The 21,104-nt window shown below is 69.5% G+C and carries 26 protein-coding genes; 14 read left to right on the top strand and 12 right to left on the bottom strand.

From position 1 onward, the window contains the following. Positions 1-108: 108 nt before the first annotated feature. The 3 genes from CS062_RS12125 to CS062_RS12115 are packed head-to-tail and all read right to left on the bottom strand — an operon-like array spanning position 109 to position 2,087. Positions 109-543 carry a group II truncated hemoglobin gene (locus CS062_RS12125; protein ID WP_091723270.1) on the bottom strand — a complete coding sequence of 145 codons (435 nt, stop codon included), beginning with the start codon at positions 541-543 and terminating at the stop codon, positions 109-111. 15 nt (positions 544-558) lie between these two features. Next, positions 559-1,365: a MinD/ParA family protein gene (locus CS062_RS12120; RefSeq protein ID WP_099861911.1), complete on the bottom strand. Its 807-nt coding sequence runs from the start codon at positions 1,363-1,365 to the stop codon at positions 559-561. Between the two features lie 2 nt (positions 1,366-1,367). Next, complete coding sequence (locus CS062_RS12115; protein WP_438270474.1) at positions 1,368-2,087, bottom strand: GGDEF domain-containing protein; 720 nt, start codon at positions 2,085-2,087, stop codon at positions 1,368-1,370. 186 nt (positions 2,088-2,273) lie between these two features. Here CS062_RS12115 and CS062_RS12110 point away from each other — a divergent pair, with 186 nt between their 5' ends. From CS062_RS12110 to CS062_RS12100, 3 genes are read left to right on the top strand one after another with little or no spacing between them, the layout of a single operon-like run. Beyond that, the gene (locus tag CS062_RS12110) at positions 2,274-3,140 is read left to right on the top strand and encodes a CheR family methyltransferase (RefSeq protein ID WP_099861883.1); all 867 of its coding nucleotides are present in this window, start codon (positions 2,274-2,276) and stop codon (positions 3,138-3,140) included. A 12-nt stretch (positions 3,141-3,152) separates the two neighbouring features. Continuing rightward, the gene (gene cheD, locus CS062_RS12105) at positions 3,153-3,824 is read left to right on the top strand and encodes a chemoreceptor glutamine deamidase CheD (protein WP_099861882.1); all 672 of its coding nucleotides are present in this window, start codon (positions 3,153-3,155) and stop codon (positions 3,822-3,824) included. Positions 3,825-3,861: 37 nt separating this feature from the next. Then, positions 3,862-4,977, top strand: a complete 1,116-nt coding sequence (locus CS062_RS12100; protein WP_099861881.1) for a protein-glutamate methylesterase/protein-glutamine glutaminase — start codon at positions 3,862-3,864, stop codon at positions 4,975-4,977. Between the two features lie 112 nt (positions 4,978-5,089). On the opposite strand, the gene CS062_RS27285 is transcribed toward CS062_RS12100, so the two are convergent. Further along, positions 5,090-5,578 carry a hypothetical protein gene (locus CS062_RS27285; RefSeq protein ID WP_099861880.1) on the bottom strand — a complete coding sequence of 163 codons (489 nt, stop codon included), beginning with the start codon at positions 5,576-5,578 and terminating at the stop codon, positions 5,090-5,092. A gap of 143 nt (positions 5,579-5,721) precedes the next feature. Here CS062_RS27285 and CS062_RS12090 point away from each other — a divergent pair, with 143 nt between their 5' ends. Beyond that, positions 5,722-6,720, top strand: a complete 999-nt coding sequence (locus CS062_RS12090) for a LysR substrate-binding domain-containing protein (RefSeq protein WP_099861879.1) — start codon at positions 5,722-5,724, stop codon at positions 6,718-6,720. Here the strand turns inward: CS062_RS12090 and hemW are convergent. From hemW to CS062_RS12065, 5 genes are read right to left on the bottom strand one after another with little or no spacing between them, the layout of a single operon-like run. Continuing rightward, on the bottom strand, positions 6,686-7,870 hold the full coding sequence (gene hemW, locus CS062_RS12085) for a radical SAM family heme chaperone HemW (protein WP_099861909.1): 1,185 nt from the start codon (positions 7,868-7,870) through the stop codon (positions 6,686-6,688). The two genes, CS062_RS12090 and hemW, sit on opposite strands and share 35 nt — an antisense overlap. A 10-nt stretch (positions 7,871-7,880) precedes the next feature. Further along, a complete protein-coding gene (gene rdgB, locus CS062_RS12080) occupies positions 7,881-8,486 on the bottom strand; it encodes an RdgB/HAM1 family non-canonical purine NTP pyrophosphatase (RefSeq protein ID WP_099861878.1) in 606 nt (201 codons plus the stop codon). A 26-nt stretch (positions 8,487-8,512) separates the two neighbouring features. Beyond that, entirely contained in the window at positions 8,513-9,247 is a 735-nt protein-coding gene (rph, locus tag CS062_RS12075; protein ID WP_099861877.1) for a ribonuclease PH, read from the bottom strand. A gap of 12 nt (positions 9,248-9,259) precedes the next feature. Continuing rightward, a complete protein-coding gene (locus CS062_RS12070) occupies positions 9,260-10,159 on the bottom strand; it encodes a PP2C family protein-serine/threonine phosphatase (RefSeq protein WP_099861876.1) in 900 nt (299 codons plus the stop codon). After that, complete coding sequence (locus CS062_RS12065) at positions 10,156-11,124, bottom strand: serine/threonine protein kinase (protein ID WP_058936168.1); 969 nt, start codon at positions 11,122-11,124, stop codon at positions 10,156-10,158. Before CS062_RS12065 ends, CS062_RS12070 begins: the two co-directional genes overlap by 4 nt. A 31-nt stretch (positions 11,125-11,155) precedes the next feature. Here CS062_RS12065 and CS062_RS12060 point away from each other — a divergent pair, with 31 nt between their 5' ends. Further along, positions 11,156-12,073, top strand: a complete 918-nt coding sequence (locus CS062_RS12060; protein ID WP_099861875.1) for a YicC/YloC family endoribonuclease — start codon at positions 11,156-11,158, stop codon at positions 12,071-12,073. 84 nt (positions 12,074-12,157) lie between these two features. Here the strand turns inward: CS062_RS12060 and CS062_RS12055 are convergent, their stop codons facing one another. Further along, a complete protein-coding gene (locus tag CS062_RS12055; protein ID WP_099861874.1) occupies positions 12,158-12,586 on the bottom strand; it encodes a hypothetical protein in 429 nt (142 codons plus the stop codon). A gap of 279 nt (positions 12,587-12,865) precedes the next feature. Here CS062_RS12055 and CS062_RS12050 point away from each other — a divergent pair, with 279 nt between their 5' ends. From CS062_RS12050 to CS062_RS12025, 6 genes are all read left to right on the top strand, one after another. Further along, positions 12,866-13,396 (top strand): glycoside hydrolase family 108 protein, encoded by a 531-nt coding sequence (locus CS062_RS12050; protein WP_099861873.1) that lies wholly within the window; start codon positions 12,866-12,868, stop codon positions 13,394-13,396. 84 nt (positions 13,397-13,480) lie between these two features. Then, a complete protein-coding gene (locus tag CS062_RS12045; RefSeq protein WP_199174231.1) occupies positions 13,481-13,999 on the top strand; it encodes a DUF2589 domain-containing protein in 519 nt (172 codons plus the stop codon). 111 nt (positions 14,000-14,110) lie between these two features. Beyond that, positions 14,111-14,722, top strand: a complete 612-nt coding sequence (locus tag CS062_RS12040; RefSeq protein WP_099861872.1) for a DUF2589 domain-containing protein — start codon at positions 14,111-14,113, stop codon at positions 14,720-14,722. 77 nt (positions 14,723-14,799) lie between these two features. Beyond that, a complete protein-coding gene (locus tag CS062_RS26625; RefSeq protein ID WP_199174230.1) occupies positions 14,800-15,204 on the top strand; it encodes a hypothetical protein in 405 nt (134 codons plus the stop codon). A gap of 49 nt (positions 15,205-15,253) precedes the next feature. After that, the gene (locus CS062_RS12030; RefSeq protein ID WP_099861871.1) at positions 15,254-15,793 is read left to right on the top strand and encodes a hypothetical protein; all 540 of its coding nucleotides are present in this window, start codon (positions 15,254-15,256) and stop codon (positions 15,791-15,793) included. A 19-nt stretch (positions 15,794-15,812) separates the two neighbouring features. Next, entirely contained in the window at positions 15,813-16,919 is a 1,107-nt protein-coding gene (locus CS062_RS12025; RefSeq protein ID WP_143742321.1) for a hypothetical protein, read from the top strand. Positions 16,920-16,923: 4 nt separating this feature from the next. Here CS062_RS12025 and CS062_RS12020 read toward each other — a convergent pair whose 3' ends face one another. Next, positions 16,924-17,565 carry a response regulator gene (locus tag CS062_RS12020; protein ID WP_099861869.1) on the bottom strand — a complete coding sequence of 214 codons (642 nt, stop codon included), beginning with the start codon at positions 17,563-17,565 and terminating at the stop codon, positions 16,924-16,926. 399 nt (positions 17,566-17,964) lie between these two features. Beyond that, a complete protein-coding gene (locus tag CS062_RS12015; protein ID WP_099861868.1) occupies positions 17,965-18,522 on the bottom strand; it encodes a DNA-3-methyladenine glycosylase in 558 nt (185 codons plus the stop codon). A 105-nt stretch (positions 18,523-18,627) separates the two neighbouring features. Between CS062_RS12015 and CS062_RS12010 the strand changes: the two genes are divergently transcribed. The 3 genes from CS062_RS12010 (at position 18,628) to rpoZ (ending at position 21,059) form a co-directional block, all read left to right on the top strand. Beyond that, positions 18,628-20,133, top strand: coding sequence for an FAD-dependent monooxygenase (locus CS062_RS12010; protein WP_099861907.1), 1,506 nt, complete (start codon positions 18,628-18,630; stop codon positions 20,131-20,133). A gap of 76 nt (positions 20,134-20,209) precedes the next feature. Beyond that, positions 20,210-20,833 carry a guanylate kinase gene (gene gmk / locus CS062_RS12005; protein ID WP_091723212.1) on the top strand — a complete coding sequence of 208 codons (624 nt, stop codon included), beginning with the start codon at positions 20,210-20,212 and terminating at the stop codon, positions 20,831-20,833. A 22-nt stretch (positions 20,834-20,855) separates the two neighbouring features. Further along, entirely contained in the window at positions 20,856-21,059 is a 204-nt protein-coding gene (rpoZ, locus tag CS062_RS12000) for a DNA-directed RNA polymerase subunit omega (protein WP_058936171.1), read from the top strand. Positions 21,060-21,104 lie beyond the last annotated feature (45 nt).

Genomic DNA, 21,104 nt, shown 5'->3' with positions numbered 1-21,104 from the left:
CACCGCCGGCCCGTCGCGACCGGCATCGCTGTCAGATATGCACGCTGGTCGCGCCGTTTACATCATTTCCGGCGCCTGCGAGGCCCCTGAGGTGCCTCCCGGTCGACTTCAGACGTTGCGCATCCAGTCCGCCGTGTGGGCGAAGGAGGCGGCCAGCCGCCGCTGCAGCTCGACATCGAGTTCGCACTCGGCCATTGCCTGCGTCATCGCGGCCATCCACTGGTCGCGCTCGGCGATGCCGATGCGATAGGGCATGTGGCGCGCACGCAGCCGCGGATGTCCGAAGCGTTCGACGAAATGGTCCGGACCGCCGAGCCAGCCGCACAGGAACCAGAACAGCTTGTCCCGTGATCCGTCCAGCGTCGTCGGATGGATCGCACGCAGCTGAGCGAAGCGCGGCTCCAGGTCCATCAGGTCGTAGAAGCGGTCGACCAGCCGGCGCACGGCGTCTTCGCCGCCGACCCACTCGAAGGGCGTGGCGGGCGCAGCGGTCGGAGGGACCGCGGTGCCGTCGGCGGCACCGGTCTCAGGGGAATCGGACATCGGAAGGGGAAGGATTCAGGGATGGCCGGCCGATTGTTCCAGCAACTTCGCGGCGAGCCCGCGGATGCCCTGTGCCGCGTCGCAGCCGGGGTAGTGCTCCAGCAGCAGCTGGCGCTTGAGCACCGCCTGCCGGACCATCGGATCGTTCTTGACCTCGCCGAGCAGTTCCAGCTTGAAGGTCTGGCCCGGCGTCGGGCCGACGAAGCGCTGCAGCACCTGCTGCAGCTGGCCGCAGATCAGCTTGCCCTCGCCCGGCCGGTTGGCCTGGTTGAGGATGAGGCGCACCTGGCGCCGCTCCTGCTGGGTCGCCAGGACCTTGATCGTGGCGTACGCGTCCGTCAGCGAGGTGGGCTCCGGCGTCGCCACGACGAGCACGTCATGCGCCATCGAGACGGCGAACAGCACCACGTCGGAGATGCCGGCGCCGGTGTCCAGCAACACGTAGTCGAAGCGCGGCCGCACCACCTCCAAGATGTGCAGCAGCTTGTCGCGCACGTCGGGCGTGAGCCGCGAGTACTCCACCATGCCCGAGCCCGCCAGCAGCACATGGAAGCCGCCGGGCGCCGGCAGGATGGCCTGCTCCAGCGTGCAGCGCTCGGTGAAGACGTCGTGCAGCGTGAGCTTGGGATGCAGGTTCAGCACCACGTCCAGGTTGGCCAGGCCGAGGTCGGCATCCAGCACCAGCACGCGCTCGCCGCGCGCGGCCAGGGCCGCCGCCAGGTTGGCGGTGACGAAGGTCTTGCCCACGCCGCCCTTGCCGCTGGTCACGGCCAAGGTGCGAGCGCCTCCGCGGGCATGGGGTGCAGCAGGAGCTGTTGTCATGCTCATTCACTATCCTGTTGCGTTACGGCGAACAACATGCCCTTTTCCTCGGCGCTCACCAGCGAGTCCACATGGCTCTCCAGGCAGGCGCGGTTGCGGCCCTCGGCCTTGGCGCGGTAGAGCTGGCGGTCCGCCCGCTCCGTCCAGATCAGCGTCGACGAGCGCACCCACTGCGGCGCGAACGCCCCGCCGATGCTGATCGTGCAGGTCAGCGGCGACTGGCCGCCGCCCAGGCTGATCGCCAGCGCCTGCACCCGTTGCCGGATGCGCTCAGCGACGACCTCGCCGAAGGAGGTCGGGCAGTTGGGCAGGATGATGGCGAACTCCTCGCCGCCGATCCGCGCCACCGTGTCCATCGGACGCACCGTCTGCGCGATCGACTGCGCGACCGCACGGATCACCAGGTCGCCGGCCGCGTGGCCATGCTGGTCGTTGACCGCCTTGAAGTGGTCGATGTCCAGCATCAGCAGCAGCGCCGGTTCACCGGAACGCGCCACGCGATCGACCTCGCGGCCCAGCGCCATCTCGAAGCTGCGGCGATTGACCAGGCCGGTCAGCGCGTCCTTGCTCGAGAGGTCGCACAGCGCGTCGACGATCCCTTGCAGCCACGGCTCCGAATACGGCTCCGCGTCGGGCAGCATCGCGCCGGCCTGCTGCAGCAGCTGCAGGGCCAGATCCAGGCGCAGCTTGTGCGCGGCAATGAGACTGTGCGGTGCGTCCAAGGTGGGATGGGGCAATTTCCGGCGCAGTCTAGCGGCTTCACCCTCCAATGAGCGTGCAGAAATGAGGGGTTCCCCCCACCTCTTTCACACATCAAACAGACCAAACACAATCAAACTAGCGATTGCCGACAATGGCGGCCATCCGGTGCTACGGCATCTCACCTTCGAAGAAGTCCAAACAGCCCCATGCGCCCAGGTCAACCGGTCTCGTTCGCGGCCCCGTCGCCGGTCGAGGCGATCGATCACGAGTTCAGCTTCAGCCGCGCCGACTTCGAACGCGTCCGCCAGCTGATCTACCAGCACGCCGGCATCTCGCTGCACGACGGCAAGCATGCGATGGTCTACAGCCGGCTGTCGCGCCGGCTGCGTGACACCGGCCATCGCAGCTTCGCCGACTACCTCCAATGGCTGGAAGGCGTCAGCGGCCCGCAAGGCGACCAGGAGTGGCAGGAGTTCGTGAACTGCCTCACCACCAACCTGACCTCGTTCTTCCGTGAGGACCACCACTTCGTCTCGCTCAACGACGACCTCAAGGCGCTGACCGGCAAGCCGATCCGCATCTGGTGCTGCGCCGCCTCCACCGGCGAGGAGCCCTACTCCATCGCGATGACCTGCCAGGAATCGCTGGGCGCGAATTCCGGCGTGCAGATCATCTCCAGCGACATCGACACCAACGTGCTCAACACCGCGCGCCGCGGCGTCTACGCGGCCGAATCGCGCGGGCTGTCGCCGCAGCGGCTCAAGCAGTTCTTCCTGCGCGGCACCGGCGCCAACGAGGGCCGCATCCGCGTCAAGCCCGAGCTGGCGAAGATGATCGAGTTCCGCACCCTGAACCTGATGCACACCTCGTGGTCGCTGGGCGACCCCTTCCACGTCGTGTTCTGCCGCAACGTCATGATCTATTTCGATGCGCCGACGCAGCGCAAGGTGCTTGAGCGCATCCACAAGGTGATGCGCCCGGGCGGCCTGCTGTTCGTCGGGCATTCCGAGAACTTCACCGATTCCCGCGATCTCTTCCGCCTGCGCGGCAAGACGATCTACGAACGCGTTTAACGGACCACCCCCATGACCCTGCCTTCCGCCTCCTCCGCGATGCAGCAAAGCGCGGCGCTGGCCAGCGCCGGCGCGGCGCGCGTGGCCCAGCTCAAGACGGTGTCCCGCAAGAACGGCGAGGCGTCGTTCTTCTTCTACGACGCGCACTTCAAGAACGCCGCGGTCAAGGTCCTGCCCGGCGAGTACTTCGTCGACAACGACGACCTGCTCGTGATGACGACGCTGGGCTCGTGCATCGCCGCCTGCCTGTGGGACCGCCACGCGCAGATCGGCGGCATGAACCACTTCATGCTGCCCGAGGGGCATGGCGACTCGGGCCGCTACGGTTCCTTCGCGATGGAACTGCTGATCAACGAGATGATGAAGCGTGGCGCCGCCAAGAGCCGCATGGAGGCGAAGATCTTCGGCGGCGGCGCGGTGATCTCCGGCATGAACACGATCAACGTGGGCGAGCGCAACACCAATTTCGTCATCGATTTCCTGAAGATCGAGCGCATCCCGATCGTGTCCAAGGATGTGATGGACGTGTACCCGCGCAAGGTCTGTTTCCTTCCGAAGAGCGGCAAGGCGATGGTCAAGCGCCTGGCGCCGACCAACACCGATGCGCTGGTGCAGCAGGACAAGGCCGCCGCGCAGCGGGCCCAGCCGGTGGCGAGCGCCGGCGGCTCGATCGACCTGTTCTGAGACGGCAGAGCCCGGAAGTACCGAGGAGTAAGCAGCAATGGCCAAGACCACCGTCGTCGTCGTGGACGATTCCGCGCTGGTGCGCAGCATCCTGACCGAGATCATCAACCGCCAGCCCGACATGCAGTGCATCGGCGCGGCCAGCGATCCGCTCGCGGCGCGCGAGATGATCCGCAACCTCAACCCGGACGTGATCACCCTGGACGTCGAGATGCCGAAGATGGACGGCCTGGACTTCCTGCAGCGCCTGATGCGGCTGCGGCCGATGCCGGTGGTGATGGTGTCCACGCTGACCGAGCGCGGCGCCGAAGTCACGCTCAAGGCGCTGGAACTGGGCGCGGTGGACTTCGTCGCCAAGCCGAAGATCGGCGTCGCCGACGGCATCCGCGCGCTGGCGCAGGACATCACCGACAAGATCCGCATCGCCTCGAAGGCGCACATCCGCCGGCTGAGCGCGCCCGCGCCGGCCGCGGCTCCTGGCGCGCCGGCCGCCGCCGGTGGCGCGACGCCGCCGCTCAAGCCGGCCTCGCCGATCGCCAACCTGGGCCGGCTGTCGACCGAGAAGATCATCTTCATCGGCGCCTCCACCGGCGGCACCGAGGCGACCAAGGATGTGCTGATCAACCTGCCGGCCGACTGCCCGGCGGTCTGCATCACCCAGCACATGCCGCCGGGCTTCACCCGCAGCTACGCGGCGCGGCTGGACGGCCTGTGCAAGATCCGCGTCAAGGAAGCGCAGGACGGCGAGCGCATCCTGCCCGGCCATGGCTACATCGCGCCCGGTGGCATGCATTTCAGCGTGGAGCGCTCGGGCGCCAACTACATCGCGCGCGTGCAGGACGGCGATCCGGTCAACCGGCACAAGCCGTCGGTGGAAGTGCTGTTCAACTCCGCGGCCCGCGTGGTCGGCCAGAACGCGCTGGGCATCATGCTCACCGGCATGGGCGCCGACGGCGCCAGGGCGATGAAGGCGATGAAGGACGCCGGTTCCTACAACTTCGTCCAGGACGAGGCGACCTGCGTCGTCTTCGGCATGCCGCGCGAGGCGATCAATGCCGGCGCCGCCGACGAGGTGCTGCCGCTGCACCAGATCGCCACGCGGCTGATCGAGCGGCTGCGCAGCACGGCCGGCATGTCGCTGAACCGCGTCTGACCGCCTCGGGCGGCACCGCCGGCCCTCCCCACTCGGCAGGCCACTTCTTGCCGAGCCCGCTTACGAGATAAGGACGGACGCGGGTGCATCATCCGCGTCGCCGGGACTGTCGTCACCGGCCGCGCCCCTGCTTCGCCTCGTCGGCCCGGTTCACGGCAGGCTGAGCCCGCGCCGTCCCGACCGCGCGGTCATTGCCCGCCGCGGCCAGCACGGCCGGCCGCGCCGCCTGCGCGCGGGCGAGCTGCTGCGCCTCTTCCCTGGCCAGGCGCTGCTCTCGGGCGGCGATCTGCAGTTCGGCATTGACGTCGTTGAAGGCGTTCGCGTTCGAGACCAGCGCCAGCGCCGAGACGATCGCGACCAGCACCGTCAGCGCGGGGCCGATGACCGGGAAGCGCGTCCAGGGCGAGTAGGCGTAGCAAGGCACTTCCGGCGTCAACCGGGCCACCGGCCGGCCGCTGGCGGCCAGGGCCGCCGTGCAGGACGAGGCGACGCGGGCGGCGGCCTGTTGCGCGGTGCGGACAGGCGCGGCAGCGGGCACACAGGCCGGCAGGCGAGCGGAAAAACCGGCTGGGAAACGGGGCGTGATGTCGGGCTCGTTCATGGTCGTTCCTTCGTTCATCGGAGGGAGGGGGGCGTCAATGCTGGTAATGCTAGGTGCCCAACAACCGCATCCCAAACGCTATATCCTTGCCTCCCTGTGCAGCCCAGCTTTCCAACAACCCCGCTGCCGGAGAGACGCCCACCATGCGCAGCCCCCGCCTCCCCCTTCAGTACCTGGCCGCCTTCCGGGCTGCCGCGCTGCATCAGAACCTGCGCGCGGCGTCCGAGGAGCTCAACCTCACCCACAGCGCGGTGAGCCAGCAGATCCGCGCGCTGGAAACGCAACTCGGCTTCGACGTCTTCGACCGGCAGGGTCGACGCGTGGTGCTGAACGCCGCGGGCGCGGCGCTGCTGCGCGGCGTGGAGCGCGCCTATCAGGAGCTCGACCAGGGCCTGCGCGCCGCCACCGCGGCGCATGGCATCGAACAGCGCAGCCTGCGCGTCACGGTGCTGCCCTCCTTCGCCCAGCGTTGGCTGCTGCCGCGGCTGGGCCGCTGGCATGCCCGGCATCCGGAAGTGACGATCGAGATCGAGGCGACCGCGCGGCTGGTCGACCTGGAGCGGGAGAAATTCGACCTCGCCCTGCGGCAGGGCCTCGGGCCGTGGCCCGGGCTGGAGAGCGAGCCGCTCTTCGACCTGTCGATGCTGCCGGTGGCCTCGCCGGCGCTGGCGCACCAGTTGATCGGCCAGCCGCTGGAGGCGCTGGCCCAGGCGCCGCTACTGGGCGACGCCTCGCAGTGGGAGGACTGGTTCGCGCAGGCGGGGCTGCGGCGCCAGGTGCTGCCGGTGGCGATCTTCAATGACTTCGGCATCCTGCTGCAGGCTGCCGAGCAAGGCATGGGCGTGGGCCTCACTCGCGAGCTGCTCGCGGCGGATGCGCTGCTCGACGGACGGCTGGTGCGGGTCGCGCCGCGGCAGGCGATGCTCAAGGAGCCTCAGCGCTACCACATCGTCTACACGCCCCAGTCGCGCGAGGAACCCGCCGTGCGCGCCTTCGTCCAGTGGCTGCACGAGGAGACGGCGCAGTCGCGCGCGGCGCTCGATGGCGCCACGACCTGCCTGTCGACAGGCAGGATGAGCGCGGCCACGATGCCGCGCGGCGACGCGATCACGAGCTCAGAAACAGCGCCTGCAGATCGCTGAGGAAGTCGAAGCCGCGCGGCGTGGCGCGGATCACGGCCGGATCGGGATCCAGCAGGCCTTTCGCGCGGCCCTGTTCCATCGCCTTGGCGATGGCCGATGGCGGCAGGCCGGTGCGTTCGAGGAAGCTCTGCATCGGCACGCCTTCGCGCAAGCGCAGCGCGTTGAGCATGAACTCGAAGGGCAGCTCGGAGCGCGCGACCTCATGCTCGTTGGACACGGCCTGGCCTTCGGCCGCCTTCTGCATGAAGGTCGCCGGATCGCGCCAGCGGACCTGGCGCAGCAGCCGGTGCGCAAAGCTCAGCTTGGTGTGCGCGCCGGCGCCGATGCCGAGGTAGTCGCCGAACTGCCAGTAGTTGGTGTTGTGGGTGCAGCGATGACCGGCCCGCGCGTAGGCGGAGACTTCGTAGCGCTGCATGCCCTTGGCGCCGGTGCGCGCGGTGATGAGGTCCAGCATGTCGCTGGCCAGATCCGGGTCGGGCAGGTGCTCGGGCGGCGCATTCGCGAAGCGCGTGTTCGGCTCGATCGTCAGGTGGTAGACGGACAGGTGCGGCGGGTCGAAGGCCAGCGCGGTGCCCAGGTCCTCGTCGAGCTCGGCCAGCGTCTGCTCCGGCAGCGCGTACATCAGGTCGATGTTGAAGGTCGCGAAGGACCGCGCCGCCTCGGCGATCGCGGCGCGCGCCTGCGTGCCGCTGTGGACGCGGCCCAGCGCCTGCAGCTTGCGGTCGTCGAAGCTCTGCACGCCGATGGACAGCCGCGTCACGCCCGCCTGCGCGAAGCCGGCGAAGCGGTCTTTCTCGAAGGTGCCCGGATTCGCCTCCATCGTGATCTCGCAACCCGCCTCCAGCGGCAACCGGGCGCGCAGGTCGGAGATCAGCTCGGCGATCTGCTCCGGCGCGAACAGGCTGGGCGTGCCGCCGCCGATGAAGACCGACACCACCGGCCGCCCCCAGATCAGCGGCAGCGCGGCCTCCAGGTCGGCCCGCAGCGCGGCCAGGTAGGCGCGGGCGGTATCGACGTCGAGCTCGCGCCCGTCCCGATACTCGTGCGAGTTGAAGTCGCAGTACGGGCACTTGCGGATGCACCACGGCAGGTGCACGTACAGCGACAGCGGCGGCAGCGCCGACAGCGTCAGCGTGCCGGGCCGCATCATGCGGATGATGTCAGCCAAGGTGCCAGCTCTCGCGCATCTGGCGCAGCAGGTCTTGCGACGCGAGCGCGCGATGGCTCAGACGGTTCTTGGTCTCGGCGCCGAGCGCCGCGACGCTCTGGCCGAGTTCCGGAATGAACAGCAGCGGGTCGTAGCCGAAGCCGCCCTCGCCCTGCGCCTGGCGCAGGATCTCGCCCTGCCAGCGGCCCAGCGCGATCAGCGGCTCGGGGTCGTCGGCCGAGCGCACCGCCACCAGCGCGCAGACGAAGCGGGCGCGCCGATCCTCGATGCCATCGAGCTTCTCGAGCAGCACGCGGTTGTTCTCCGCGTCGCTCTTCTCGCGGCCGAACAGCGTCGCATAGCGCGCCGACAGCACGCCCGGCATGCCGCCCAGCGCCTCGACCGCCAGGCCGGAATCGTCGGCGAGCGCCGGCAGGCCGCTGGCCTGGGACGCGTGACGCGCCTTGGTCAGCGCGTTCTCGACGAAGGTGTGGAACGGTTCTTCCGCCTCGGCGATGCCCAGGCTGCCCTGCGTGACGAGCTCGACGCCCAGCGGCTGGAACAGCGCCTGCAGTTCCTGCAGCTTCTTGGCGTTGTTGGAGGCCAGGACCAACTTCATCGCTTGCTCCAATCGGGAACGCGGATTTACTTCAGGCCGAGCGCCTCGCGCTGCGCGACGAGCAGCTCGCGGATGCCCTTCTCGGCCAGGTTCAGCAGCACGTCGACCTCGGCGCGGGTGAAGGCCACGCCCTCGGCGGTGCCCTGCAGCTCGACGAAGTGTCCTGCGCCGGTCATGACCACATTCATGTCGGTGTCGCAGGCGGAGTCCTCGACGTACTCGAGGTCCAGCAGCGCCTGGCCTTCATGGATGCCCACCGAGATCGCGGCCACCGCGTCCTTGAGCGGCGAGGCGGCGATCTTGCCGTGCGCCAGCAGCCAGGTCACGGCGTCATGCGCGGCCACGTAGGCGCCGGTGATGGCTGCGGTGCGCGTGCCGCCGTCGGCCTGGATCACGTCGCAATCGATCTGGATCGTGCGCTCGCCGAGCTGGGCAAGGTCGAACACCGCGCGCAGCGCCCGGCCGATCAGGCGCTGGATCTCCTGGGTGCGGCCGGACTGCTTGCCGCGGGCGGCCTCGCGGTCGCTGCGGGTGTGCGTGGCGCGCGGCAGCATGCCGTATTCGGCGGTGACCCAGCCTTCGCCGCTGCCCCGCTTGTGCGGCGGCACCTTCTCCTCGACCGAGGCGGTGCACAGCACCTTGGTGTCGCCGAACTCGATCAGCACGGCGCCTTCGGCGTGACGGGTGTAGTGGCGGGTGATGCGGACCGGACGCAGGGCGTCCGCCGCGCGTCCCTGCGGACGGCTGGCTTCACGGGTCATGGAAACAACCTTTCAGTGGGGCTTCTTGCCGGCCTTGCGGATCGCGTCCTGGATCTCGCGCACGGCGGAATCGATCTCGGCTTCGTCGAGCTGCACGTCCTGGGTCGCGCCCTGGATCGTGGAGGCGAAGCCCTGGTCGTCGAGGTCCTGGGTGGAGATGGAGTCCGGGGCATCGCCCTCGCCTTCCCACTCCACCGCCAGGGCGGTGACGTTGTCGCTGCGCGCGCCGGCCTGGCGCAGCGCCTGCTCGACCAGTTCCGGCACCGCATCGCCGACCGAGCGGCTGTCGGACAGGTGGCGCAGGATGTCCACGTCGCTGACCGAGCTCCACAGCCCGTCCGAGCACAGCAGCATGCGATCGCCGTTCTGCAGCAGCACCGGGCCGTTGACGTCGATCATCGGCTTGCCCGGGCTGCCCAGGCAGGTGAACAGCACATGGCGGTTGAAGCGCTCGGCACCGGCCGCATGGCGGCCCAGCGCCTCCTGCAGCTCGCTGTAGGAATGGTCCCGCGTGCGGGCGATGAGCTCGGCATCGCGCAGCAGGTACATGCGCGAGTCGCCGCAGTGGGCCCACCAGATCTGGCCCTGCTGCATCAGGCCCACGACGATGGTCGTGCGCGGCGTGTCGTTCATGGCACGCTGCTGGGCGTAGGCCAGCAACTGCTGGTGCGCGAGCAGCACCGCGGTCTCCAGGAACTGCGACGGCTGCTTGATCACCGGCTGCGCGTCGCGCTGGAACAGCGCGGCCACGTTCTGCAACGCGAGGTGGGCGGCGACCTCGCCGTCCGGGTGACCGCCCATGCCATCGGCCAGCGCGAAGAGGCCGGCCTCGCGGGTATAGCAATACCCCATGCGGTCCTCGTTCTTCTCCCGGCCGCCGCGGCGGCTCACCTGGTAGACGGAGAACTTCACGCCTTCGCCCCGGTCTTCAGGTTCTCCAGCTGCAGCTTGAGGCGCTCGCTGAAGCTGAGCTTGGTGTAGCGGCGCTCGGTCTCGCGCGAGAGTTCCTTCTGCAGCGCGAAGACGCTCTGCGGACGGGTCAGCGGATCCAGCGACATGCACCACTCGGTCACTTCGAGCAGGTTGTCGGAATACACATTGCGCAGCCGCGAGAGCGACAGGCCCAGGCGGTCCTTCTCCAGGCGCTGCGGCGCGTCGTTGGGCGGGTAGCCCTGCATGCAGGCGTAGATGCAGGCGCCGATCGCGTAGATGTCGGTCCACGGGCCCAGGGAGCCGTCGCGGCGGTACATCTCCGGCGCGGCGAAGCCGGGCGTGTACATCGGGCGGATGAAGTTGCCTTCCTTGGACAGCACCTCGCGCGCCGCGCCGAAATCGAGCAGCACCGCCTTGTTGTCGTTGGTGATGAAGATATTGGCCGGCTTGATGTCCAGGTGCAGCATCTTGTGCTGATGCACGATGCGCAGCCCTTTGAGGATTTCGTCGAAGAGCGACCGGATGGTCGATTCGCGGAACACCTTGTCGCGCTTCAAATCACGCGCGGTCACGATGAAATCCTGCAGGGTATCGCCCTGCAGGTAATTCATGACCATATAGACGGTCTCGTTCTCGCGCAGGAAATTCAGCACCGAGACGACGCTCGGATGCGAGATTTGCGCGAGGGAACGGCCTTCCTCGAAAAAGCTGCGCAGCCCCAGACGGTACAGGGGCTGCTTTTCAGGCTTCACTCGAGGCGTGAGTTCGCCGGGGGATCGTTCTGCAAGGGACGAGGGGAGGTATTCCTTCAGCGCCACCAAATGATGGTCGGGGTCTTCGGCCAAATACACGACGCCGAATCCGCCCGCAGCCAGCTTTTTGATGATCTGATAGCCCCCCACCACCGTGCCTGCGGGCAAGGGCGCCGGTTTCGGCTTTGACATAATCGCGGTTCGATTGTTCTACCGATAGCTGATGCCAGTTTACAGCATGACCGGTTATGCCAGCGCCACGGCACAACCCGCGAACTCCGGCGAAACCCCTAGCCCCGCCGCTGCGCCGGCGGTCACGGTGGAGGCGCGGTCGGTCAACGGCCGCTTCCTGGACCTCAGCTTCCGCATGCCCGACGAGTTGCGCTCGCTCGAGCCCGCGCTGCGCGAGCTGGTCTCGGGCAGCGTCAAGCGCGGCAAGATCGAGCTGCGCATCAACACGCAGCGCGATGCCGACAGTTCCTGGCCGAACCCGCAGCCAGAGCAGTTGAACCGGCTCGCGCGGCTCGAATCGCAGGTGCAGACCTGGCTGCCGAAGGCGCAGGGATTGAGCGTCCAGGAGGCCTTGAACTGGTGCAAGACCGGCACGACCGGCGCCTCCGCGAACGACGAGACGGTGCTCGACGCGGCGCGCCAATGCATCAAGGGCTTCCTCGAGGCGCGTGAGCGCGAAGGCGCCAAGCTCGTGACGATGCTGAAGCAGCGCGTCGCCACTTTGCGGGACCTCGCCACACAGGCCGAGCCGCTGATCCCGGCGGCCGTGCAGCGTCAGCGCGAGCGCTTCCTCGAGCGCTGGCAGGAAGCGCTGAGCGCCACCGGCGCGACGCAGACGATCTCCGAGCAGACGCTGCAGGAGCGCGCGATCAACGAGGCGGCGGCGTATGCGCTGCGCATCGACGTCGCCGAGGAACTGACGCGGCTGCGCGCTCATCTGGACGAGGTCGAGCGCCTGCTGAAGAAGGGCGGCGAGATCGGCAAGCGGCTGGACTTCCTGATGCAGGAGCTGCATCGCGAGGCCAACACGCTGGGATCGAAAGCAGTGGCCATCGAGCTCACCAACATCTCGGTGGAAATGAAGGTGGCGATCGAGCAGCTGCGGGAGCAGGTGCAGAACATCGAGTAGCCCTCAAGGGTCCCAAGACCCTTGACGAGCCGCCATCGACACTGAGGCTCCTCGATACCGGGTCGAGCCGCCCGGCGCCCTCGGTCAGGGCGTGCCTGCGCTGCAGCAGTACGCCAGCAGGAAGGTGTCCTTGCTGCCGTCGCCAGTCACGGAGGCGCGCATCTCCGTGTTCAGCTTGGACATCGCCGCCGTGACCGGGTCGGGACCCGACAGGCCGGCGGTGTTGAAGTCGTGCACGTCCAGCTGCACCGTCTTGCCGTCCGCTGTCCTCGGCTTGGCCAGTGCGCGATCCTCGTTCGCGAATTTCTCCTCGCGCGTCGCAACCGCGCCGACCTGGCCCCGGCAGTAGCCGTGGGTCCCCGACATGATGTGGATCGTGTGGCCCTCCCCGCGCAGCTGCGCGGCGATGGTCTCCAGCGCCTTGGCCACGTCCCTGACGCTGCACGGGTCGTGGAAGCCCCAGATCTGCACGGCGTTCGGGGTGGCGGCGGTGATGTTCACAAGCGTGGGCATCGTGTTTCTCCTTGAATGAGGTGGAAGAAAACGCATCCGGCTCCGGATGCGCCCTCATTCGATGCCGCCGCGCCCACGCGTGAAATCGGCGCCCCTCCCACGCGCGCCTTCCAAGTTGCCGAGGCCTTCTCGGCCATTCCCACCATGCGCTCGCGGCACCCCGCCGCTGCCGCCGTCGCCCGCACCCGCCAACGATGACGGCCATGCCGCCGGGCCTTCCGGCGCTGCCGGCCGCCCCGGTCCGGACCTTCGTCGACCCCAACCCTGAGGTGCCACGACATGGCCGATTTCAACCAGTACCTGCCGACCCTGCTCCGATTCGAGGGCGGCTACGTCAACGATCCCAAGGACCCCGGCGGTCCGACCAACATGGGCATCACGCTCAAGACCTTCCAAGGCCTGGGGCCGTCGGTCGGCTTCACCGATACCAGCCTGGACGCGCTCAAGCGCCTGAGCAAGGAGGACGCGGGCCGCCTCTACAAGCTCAAGTACTGGGACGCCGTCGGCGCCGATGCGATCCCGCTGCAACCGCTGGCGGAGATGCTGGTGGACTTCCACGTCAACGCCGGCGGCCATGCGATCCGCGAGCTGCAGCAGCTGCTCGTCGAGCGCGGCGCCGCCATCAAGCCCGACGGCGCCTGGGGCCCGCTGACCGCGCAGGCGCTCGAGCGCATCGACCCGACCGCCGCCTACCGCGCGCTGCGCGAGCGCCGCATCGCCTACTACGAGCGCCTCGTCGCCCGGCAACCCGACCTGGGCAAGTTCCTCAAGGGCTGGCTCAACCGCGTCAACGCCTTCCCGGTGCTCTGACGCCGAGCCCCGCGGCGCCGCCGCGCCTGCGCGCGCCGCCCTCCATCACCGACCTCCAACCATCCCGCAGGGAAGGACCCTCCCATGAGCTCACGTGTCGACTTGAAGGAACTCATCGAGGCGCTCGCCGGCGCCGTCATCGATGCCCAGGACCGCATCGAGCAGCACCAGATCGCCAAGCTCGGCCAGTACTTCGACGAAGACAACCGCCCGCGCACCGTCGTCATGCGGTTGCCGTCGATGCAGCCCGACGCCGAGCCCGGTACCGAGGACCTCTACCGCGCGCCGCTGCTCGGCCTGGTGCCCGCCAACGCGCTCAAGATCAAGGACGTCGAGATGCGCTTCGATGTCGACCTCGGCGCGCTCTCCGACGATCCGCTGCCCGGCGCCCGCCCCACCGCCACCGGCAGCGACTGGCAGGGCTCGGCCGGCGCCGCGCGCAAGAGCGTGCAGGTCCACACCCGCGGCCCGCTGGTGGGCCGGCGCAGTGCCGCGCACGTGGTGCTGCGCGTCGAGGGCTGCGAGCCCACCGAAGGCCACGCGCGCCTGGTCGGCCAGCTCAACCAGGTGCAGGGCGTCTTCGACACGCAGCAAACGCTATGAGGCCAGGCCGGCCCGCCGCCGGCCCGCCATGGATCGGCGGACGGCACCGCCGATGCCGGCGCCGCAGCCGTTGCGGCGCCGTCGTGACCCTGCCGATTCAAGGAGAACTGAATGCCTTCCGATCTCGTCAACATCGCCGACCAGTACAAGGGTCTGCCCATGGGCGAACTCATCGGCTCGCCGCTGACGGCCGCCTGCGACGCGCAGATCCGGCTCGCCAAGGCGACCGCGGACTTCATCCAGACCGTCGGTTTCGACGCCGACGCCAGCGGCAATCCGGGCGCGACCCGCCAGGTCAACTTCAACTTCAAGCGGCCCACGGCCAACACCAACAGCGCCGACGGCACCTTCTACGAGGAGCAGGTGGAACTCAGCGTGCCGCTGCTGGCCATCGTCAAGGTGCCCAACCTGAGCATCACCAAGGTGGACATCGTCTTCGACATGGAAGTGAAGTCGTCCTTCGCGTCCAAGGAGCAGAACAGCTCGCAGGCCGCCGCTTCCGGCACGGCCAGCGTGGGCTTCGGCCCCTTCAAGGCGTCGGTGACGGTGAGCGGCTCGGTGTCCTCGCACAAGGAGAACACGCGCACCTCGGACAACTCGGCCAAGTACCACGTCGAGGTCCACGCCGTGGACGACGGCATGCCCGAGGGCCTGGCGCGGGTGATGGACATCCTGCAGTCCGCCGTGGCACCGCGCAAGGTCGGCGCGCCGACCCCCGTCTGACCCGGGCCCGAGCGCCCGCCACGCAGGTCCGTCCACGCCCGGGCGGGGGCGGGCCTGCCCTGCCCCTCGGAGCCGTCATGTTCGATCAAAGCAACGTCAAGTACATCAAGCGCCTGGTCGTGGGGAGCGACAACCCCGCGCGGCTGTGCACGCGCGAGGAAACCGAGGCTCAGATGGAGGAGCTCAACGACTGCCTGTCCGGCGCCTCGCATCCGCGCGGCACGCTGCTGGCGGTGGAGCGCAGCTTCACGCTGGTGCGCATCGGCGACCACCAGGTCGTGCTCGAGTGGATGGCCTACCACGTGGGCTTCGCGCGCAAGCCGGCGCCCAAGCCGCCGCGCCAGCCGCCCGCCGCTGCCGCTGCCTCCGCTCCGGCGCCGCACGACGCGCCCGCGGCCGCCGGCTCGGCCCGGGCCGGTTCGCCTGCGGAGACCGGCGAGGTGACCGACGTGCCCTCGACCGACGTGGCCGATCCGGCCTGACTTCAACCCCTGTCTTCAACCCCGCCGCGACCGCGGCCCAGGAGTTCCCATGATCGCTTTCCGGAAGAATCGCCGTCCCGCCCCGGGACGTTTCGCACCCGCCGCCTACGCGGTCTCGGTGTCCGTCTCGCTGGCCGGCGCGCTGGTGCTGCTGTTCGCGCCGCTGCTGCCGGCCGGCGCCGGGGCGCAGCCAGCGCCCGCCGCCGCGGAGGATCCGCCGGCGGCGACCCTCACCGGCCGGATGGCGCTCAAGACCCAGCCGGGCGAGCTGCCGCGGCTGGTGCCGGTGACGCTCACGCCGCAGGCCAAAGGCGGCTACGACGTTCGCTATGAGGAGCAGCTCCGCTGCCACGTCATGCTGTCGTACAACGGCTACGTCCCGGAGGCGGGGCACCTGTACACGGCTTCGGTCGCCGGGACGGCGTCGGGCGGCATGGCCGCCTACTGTTCCACCGTCGGCGGCAAGGACAAGCGCGTGCTGCTGCGGCCGCTCGCCGGCGGCCAGCCAGGCTATTCGTACGAGGACCAGGCCCCGTCCGGCAGCCCGGTCCTCGTCGCGCCGGCGACCCCGGCCAGGCGGTCGCCATGAGCGCCCCGCACTGACGGCCATGGCGAGCCCGCCCGACCTCGCAACGCCCTCCCCGGCATGCGGCGCGGCCGCTCCTTCCGGGGCGGCGCCGCAGGACCGCCTGCAGGTGCTGGCGCAACTGCGCGCCGAGATCACCGCGATGCTGCGCCACGCGCTGGCGACGGGGCGGGAAGTCCCGCCCGCGCTGATGCGCACCGCGCTGGAGGCGCTGAGCCCGGCCGACGGCGCGCCGACACCGGGCGCCGCCGCGCGCGCCGCCTCGGCGGGTGATCCGGAGACGCTGTCGCGGGTGCATGCGCGGCTGGCCGCGCTGGTGGCGCCGGCGCGGCCGGGCACCTTGCGGCTGATGCACGCGGCGCGCGACGCGGGCGCGCTGCCGCTGCTCGGTCCGATGCGCAACGTGCGCTGGCTGACGCTGGCGGCCTTCTGCTGCCTGATCGCCTTCATGGTGGTCGCGCAGTCGCCGCTGATCGACGGGCCCGCGCTGTCGTCCGACCTGCTGGCGCTCAATGGGTTCCAGCAAGTGGCCGTGACCGCCCTGCTGCTGACCGCCGCGGGCCTGGGCGCGACCTTCCAGGCGCTGTTCACCGCCCAGACCTACGTCTCGCGGGCCACCTATGACCCGCTGTACGACGCCTCGTACTGGATCCGCATCGGGCTGGGCCTGGTGTCGGGCCTGATGCTGGCGGTGCTCATCCCGATGGACAGCGTGAACAACGCGGGCTCGCTGCAGCGCCCGCTGCTGGCGCTGCTGGGCGGCTTCTCCGCGCGCCTCACCCACCGGGTGCTGCAACGGCTCGTGGACACCGTGGACTCGATGTTCGACAGCGACCGCCAGCAACTGGTCGAGCAGACCCGGGCCCACGCTCAGGCCGAGGCGCGGCAATCGGCGACGCAGACACGGCTGGCGCTCGCGTGGCAGCTGATGGGCGTGCAGGGCAAGCTGCTGGCGGCCGCACCGGACGACGCGGCGCGGCAACGGCTGTCGGCGATGCTGGACGAATTGCTGGCGGGGGCGCCAGCGTCCGGCCCGGCCGCCCCGCCCGACGCACCCGGCACACCCGCAGCACCCGGCACGCCTGGCGGACCGGGCACGCCGGGCGTGCGGGACGAACCCGGTGCCTGAGCGGTCACGGACGCGCGAGTCCCTCCCGGATGGCGTAGCGGGTGATGTCGGCCAGGCCGCGCAGTCCCAGCTTGTGGACCGCGTGCTCGCGGTGCGAGGCCACGGTCTTCTGACTGACGCCGAGCTGCGCGGCGATGTGCTTGGTGGACAGCCCTTCGGCGAGCAGTTGCACGATCTCGCGCTCCTTGGGCGTGAGCCGGACGAAGGCGCTGGGCGCGGCCGCCGGATGAGCGCAGGCGATGACGGCGGCCTCGGTCAATGAGGGGCTCAGATAGAACTGACGCCGGCCGAGTGCGCCGATCGCGCGCACCAGCTCGTCGACGCCGCTGTCCTTGGCGAGGATGCCGCTGGCGCCGGCGTCGAGCGCCGCCCGCATGCGATGCGGCGGCTCCTCGTCGGCCAGGCACAGCACGCGGGTGGACGGCGATGCCGCCACGATGCGCTGCGTCGTGTCGACGCAATTGAGCCCGGGCAGTTCCATGTCCATCAACACCACTTCCGGCCGCAGCCGCACGGCCAGCCGGACCGCTTCCTGGCCATCGCCCGCCTGGGCCACCAGTTCCTGCCCGCCCTGTTCCTGGATCAGGGAGGCCAGGGCCTCCCGCAGCAGCTGGTGACGCGCGATCACCATCAATCGAGTTCGCATGCTTGTTTTCTCCCTGTGAATCGAGCCCTGCGACGTGGGCTACGTGGGCGATTGCAAACAGGATTGGGAGGCTCCGCAATCGAGGCGATACCGCGAATGAGGTCAGCGATTCACCGAGACGCGCCTCGGTGCGCGACCGCGGTCCGATGGCGGCGCGAGGCAAGGCGCGGAACGGGTGGGAGATCGGGCGCGCGCAACTGTAATGTCTTGCAGGATCGGCGTTGCGCCCCCGCGACTTGGCCGCGCGCGCTGTGTCCCTGTCCCTCGGGGAGAAGACGCTGTCCAGCGCCTTGTCCTTGTCGATGAACTTCTGGATCCCCAGGAGGGGCCACCCGTTCCGGAAACCAGGAATCCGCGCATCGTCCGACGATGGCGAAGGCGCACGGCCTGATCGCGGGTCTATCCCTTCATCGGCTTGCTGAGGTAGCGCGAGCCGGCCGCGACGAAGCGCCACGGTCGATCGACCGCCTTGCTGATGCCGATGCGGGTCCCGCAAAGGACTTCCGGCCGCTCCGTCGGCGGCAGCAACTGAAATGGCGGCGCGCTGAGCGAAGCCCCTCCCAGCGAACGATCAATGCCCAGGGCCTGCCCGACACGCCCCGGTCCCGACGCGAGCAGGCGCGGCATCGCGGTGCCCCGCCGTTCGGCCATGCGCTCGACGCCGTGGGTCGGTTCGAGCGCGCGGATCAGCACGCCGGCGCCGTGGCCCTCGGGGCGGCACACGAAGTTCAGGCACCAGTGCAGGCCGTAGCTGCGGTAGACATACGCATGTCCCGGTGGGCCGAACATCGCCGCATTGCGCGGCGTCGGGCCGATGAAGCAATGCGAGGCCTCGTCGTCCTCGTCATAGGCCTCGGTCTCGACGATGACGCCGCCGACACCGTCCACCAGCGCCGTCCACCCGATGAGCTGCCGCGCCACCAGGACCGGGCTCTCCATGAAATCGATCTGCAGCATCGCGCCAGTATTGCGGATCGCTCGGTGACCCTGCCAGGACGCGCCGATGACAAGGCAGGGCGTCACCGATCGCACCAGGAGGCACGGCGCTTGCCGCATCGCGGCATGCAGGCATGTCAACACGAGGTGGTCATCGCAGGCGGCGGTCCGACCGGCCTGATGCTGGCCGGGGAGCTCGCGCTGGCGGCCGTGGACGTCGCCATCGTCGAGCGACGAATGACCCAGGAAGTCGCCGGCTCCCGCGCCAGCGGGCTGCATCCTCGGTCCCTCGAAGTGCTGGACCAGCGCGGCATCGCGGAGCGGTTCATCGCCCAGGGCACGAAGCATTACGCCGTCATGTTCGCCGGCGCGGCGCTGGACGCCAGGGACCGCCCGACCCGCCACAACTACACCCTGGGGCTGTGGCAGGACAAGATCGAACGCACGCTCGCGGACTGGGTCGCGGAGCTGCGCGTGCCGGTGTATCGGGGCCGGGAGCTGGTGGCGTTCATGCAGGACGACACAGGCGTCGATCTGCGGCTCGACCGCGACGACACGATGCGGGCCCGCTACCTGGTCGGATGCGACGGTGGACGCAGCCTCGTCCGCAAGGCCGCCGGGATCGCATTTCCGGGCTGGGAGGCGGACATCAGCTACCTGATCTTCGAGGTCGAGATGGCGAGCGAGCCGGCCCTCGGCTTCCGCCCCGGGCTCAAGGGCACGTCGGCGATGGGCCGGCTGGAGGACGGCCAGCGGATCCGTGGCGTCGTGGTCGAGCAGGCCCTGGAGCAAGGCGTCGATCCGACGATCGAGGACCTGCGCGCCGCGCTCATCGCCGCCTACGGCTCGGACTTCGGCATCCACGACCTGAGCTGGTTGTCGCGGTTCACCGACGCGGCGCGGCAAGCGGCCCGGTATCGGCAGGGCCGCGTGCTGCTGGCCGGCGATGCGGCGCATGTCCATTCGCCCATCGGCGGCCAGGGGCTGAACATCGGTGTGCAGGACGCGGTCAACCTCGGCTGGAAGCTGGCCCAGGTGGTCCACGGAACGTCGGCGGACGACCTGCTGGACACCTACCAGGCCGAGCGGCACGCCGTCGGTGCCGAGTTGCTCCAGCAGACGCTGGCGCTCACGGCGCTCAACCGGGGCGACGACCGGACCCTCGCCCTGCGGCACCTGATGGTCAAGGCGCTGCAGATGGACGAGCCTCGGCGCTGGTACACCGCGATGATGTCCGGCCTCGACATCCGCTATGACCTGGGCGAGGGCCATCCGCTGCTGGGCCGCCGTGTGCCCGACCTGGACCTCGTCATCGACGGCGAGCCCCGGCGCCTCTTCGCCCTCCTGCATGACGCGCGGCCGGTCCTGCTCAATCTGGGCGCGCCGGATCGCTTCGATCTTTCCGGGTGGACAACACGCGTCAAGCCGGTGAACGCCCAGTTCGAGGGCCGCTGCGAGCTGCCTGTCGTCGGCACGGTCGAGATGCCCTCCGCGTTGCTGATCCGCCCGGACGGGCATGTCGCCTGGGTCGAGCGCGACGGCGACGCCGGACTCGATCAGGCGTTGAAGGTCTGGTGCGGTCCCCCCGCGGCTGCACGCCCGCCGCCGGCCCCCGCGTCCGCGGCGGCGTGAACGAGTGCGCGATCGCCGCGGCCCGTGGCGGGGCCTCGTGACGAGGCCGTCACGCCGTCCCCGATAAAATCGCGCGATGGAATACCCGGGCAATCTCTTCGTCGTCGCCGCACCGAGCGGTGCCGGCAAATCCAGCCTCGTCAAGGCGCTGCTGGAACTGGACGCCAAGCTGAGCGTCTCCGTCTCGCACACCTCGCGCGCGCCACGCGGCCAGGAGCAGCACGGCCGCGAATACCTGTTCGTCACCCCGGAGGAATTCCGGGCCATGGTCGACCGGGGCGAGTTCTTCGAATGGGCGCAGGTCCACGACAACCTCTACGGCACTTCCCGCGCGGCGATCGAGGCCCGCATCTCCCACGGCGACGACGTCGTGCTGGAGATCGATTACCAGGGTGCGCTGCAGATCAAGCAGCTGTTCCCGCATGCGGTGCTGATCTTCATCCTGCCGCCGAGCTGGGAGGAATTGAAGCAGCGCCTGGTCCGCCGGGGCGACACCGAGGAAGCGGTGATCGCGAAGCGGATGCAGACCGCGCGGGAGGAAGTCGCGCAGGCGAAGCACTTCGATTTCGTGGTCATCAATGCCGTCTTCGAGACCGCGCTTTTCGACCTGAAGGCCATCGTCCAGGCGCAGCGGCTAAAATACGCGACTCAGCGCCGCAACCGGTCGACCGTGTTCCGCGCGCTCGACCTCATCGAGTAACCCCGTCCCCTCAGGAACCCGCATGGCCCGCATCACCGTCGAAGACTGCCTGACCAAGATCCCGAACCGCTTCCAGCTGGTGCTCGCCGCGACCTATCGCGCCCGCATGCTGAGCCAAGGCCACGCGCCGAAGCTGGAGTCGAAGAACAAGCCCGGCGTGACCGCGCTGCGCGAAGTCGCCAACGGCGACGTCGGCGTGGAAATGCTGCGCCGCGTGCCGGTCTGATCCCCGGCTGACCGCTTGATCGAAACGCCCCGCTCGCGGGGCGTT

This window comes from Roseateles chitinivorans (genome assembly GCF_002761755.1).
Taxonomy (GTDB): domain Bacteria; phylum Pseudomonadota; class Gammaproteobacteria; order Burkholderiales; family Burkholderiaceae_C; genus Roseateles; species Roseateles chitinivorans.
Note: the sequence above shows the minus strand (reverse complement) of the source record. Positions and strands in the feature narration are given on the sequence as shown.

Excerpts from the sequence above, each read along its gene's own strand:
- CS062_RS12125 (WP_091723270.1), bottom strand. The coding sequence starts at position 543 with ATGTCCGATTCCCCTGAGACCGGTGCCGCCGACGGCACCGCGGTCCCT.
- CS062_RS12120 (WP_099861911.1), bottom strand. The coding sequence starts at position 1,365 with ATGACAACAGCTCCTGCTGCACCCCATGCCCGCGGAGGCGCTCGCACC.
- CS062_RS12110 (WP_099861883.1), top strand. The coding sequence starts at position 2,274 with ATGCGCCCAGGTCAACCGGTCTCGTTCGCGGCCCCGTCGCCGGTCGAG.
- cheD (WP_099861882.1), top strand. The coding sequence starts at position 3,153 with ATGACCCTGCCTTCCGCCTCCTCCGCGATGCAGCAAAGCGCGGCGCTG.
- CS062_RS12100 (WP_099861881.1), top strand. The coding sequence starts at position 3,862 with ATGGCCAAGACCACCGTCGTCGTCGTGGACGATTCCGCGCTGGTGCGC.
- CS062_RS27285 (WP_099861880.1), bottom strand. The coding sequence starts at position 5,578 with ATGAACGAGCCCGACATCACGCCCCGTTTCCCAGCCGGTTTTTCCGCT.
- CS062_RS12090 (WP_099861879.1), top strand. The coding sequence starts at position 5,722 with ATGCGCAGCCCCCGCCTCCCCCTTCAGTACCTGGCCGCCTTCCGGGCT.
- hemW (WP_099861909.1), bottom strand. The coding sequence starts at position 7,870 with ATGATGCGGCCCGGCACGCTGACGCTGTCGGCGCTGCCGCCGCTGTCG.
- rdgB (WP_099861878.1), bottom strand. The coding sequence starts at position 8,486 with ATGAAGTTGGTCCTGGCCTCCAACAACGCCAAGAAGCTGCAGGAACTG.
- rph (WP_099861877.1), bottom strand. The coding sequence starts at position 9,247 with ATGACCCGTGAAGCCAGCCGTCCGCAGGGACGCGCGGCGGACGCCCTG.
- CS062_RS12065 (WP_058936168.1), bottom strand. The coding sequence starts at position 11,124 with ATGTCAAAGCCGAAACCGGCGCCCTTGCCCGCAGGCACGGTGGTGGGG.
- CS062_RS12060 (WP_099861875.1), top strand. The coding sequence starts at position 11,156 with ATGCCAGTTTACAGCATGACCGGTTATGCCAGCGCCACGGCACAACCC.
- CS062_RS12055 (WP_099861874.1), bottom strand. The coding sequence starts at position 12,586 with ATGCCCACGCTTGTGAACATCACCGCCGCCACCCCGAACGCCGTGCAG.
- CS062_RS12050 (WP_099861873.1), top strand. The coding sequence starts at position 12,866 with ATGGCCGATTTCAACCAGTACCTGCCGACCCTGCTCCGATTCGAGGGC.
- CS062_RS12045 (WP_199174231.1), top strand. The coding sequence starts at position 13,481 with ATGAGCTCACGTGTCGACTTGAAGGAACTCATCGAGGCGCTCGCCGGC.
- CS062_RS12040 (WP_099861872.1), top strand. The coding sequence starts at position 14,111 with ATGCCTTCCGATCTCGTCAACATCGCCGACCAGTACAAGGGTCTGCCC.
- CS062_RS26625 (WP_199174230.1), top strand. The coding sequence starts at position 14,800 with ATGTTCGATCAAAGCAACGTCAAGTACATCAAGCGCCTGGTCGTGGGG.
- CS062_RS12030 (WP_099861871.1), top strand. The coding sequence starts at position 15,254 with ATGATCGCTTTCCGGAAGAATCGCCGTCCCGCCCCGGGACGTTTCGCA.
- CS062_RS12025 (WP_143742321.1), top strand. The coding sequence starts at position 15,813 with ATGGCGAGCCCGCCCGACCTCGCAACGCCCTCCCCGGCATGCGGCGCG.
- CS062_RS12020 (WP_099861869.1), bottom strand. The coding sequence starts at position 17,565 with ATGCGAACTCGATTGATGGTGATCGCGCGTCACCAGCTGCTGCGGGAG.
- CS062_RS12015 (WP_099861868.1), bottom strand. The coding sequence starts at position 18,522 with ATGCTGCAGATCGATTTCATGGAGAGCCCGGTCCTGGTGGCGCGGCAG.
- CS062_RS12010 (WP_099861907.1), top strand. The coding sequence starts at position 18,628 with ATGCAGGCATGTCAACACGAGGTGGTCATCGCAGGCGGCGGTCCGACC.
- gmk (WP_091723212.1), top strand. The coding sequence starts at position 20,210 with ATGGAATACCCGGGCAATCTCTTCGTCGTCGCCGCACCGAGCGGTGCC.
- rpoZ (WP_058936171.1), top strand. The coding sequence starts at position 20,856 with ATGGCCCGCATCACCGTCGAAGACTGCCTGACCAAGATCCCGAACCGC.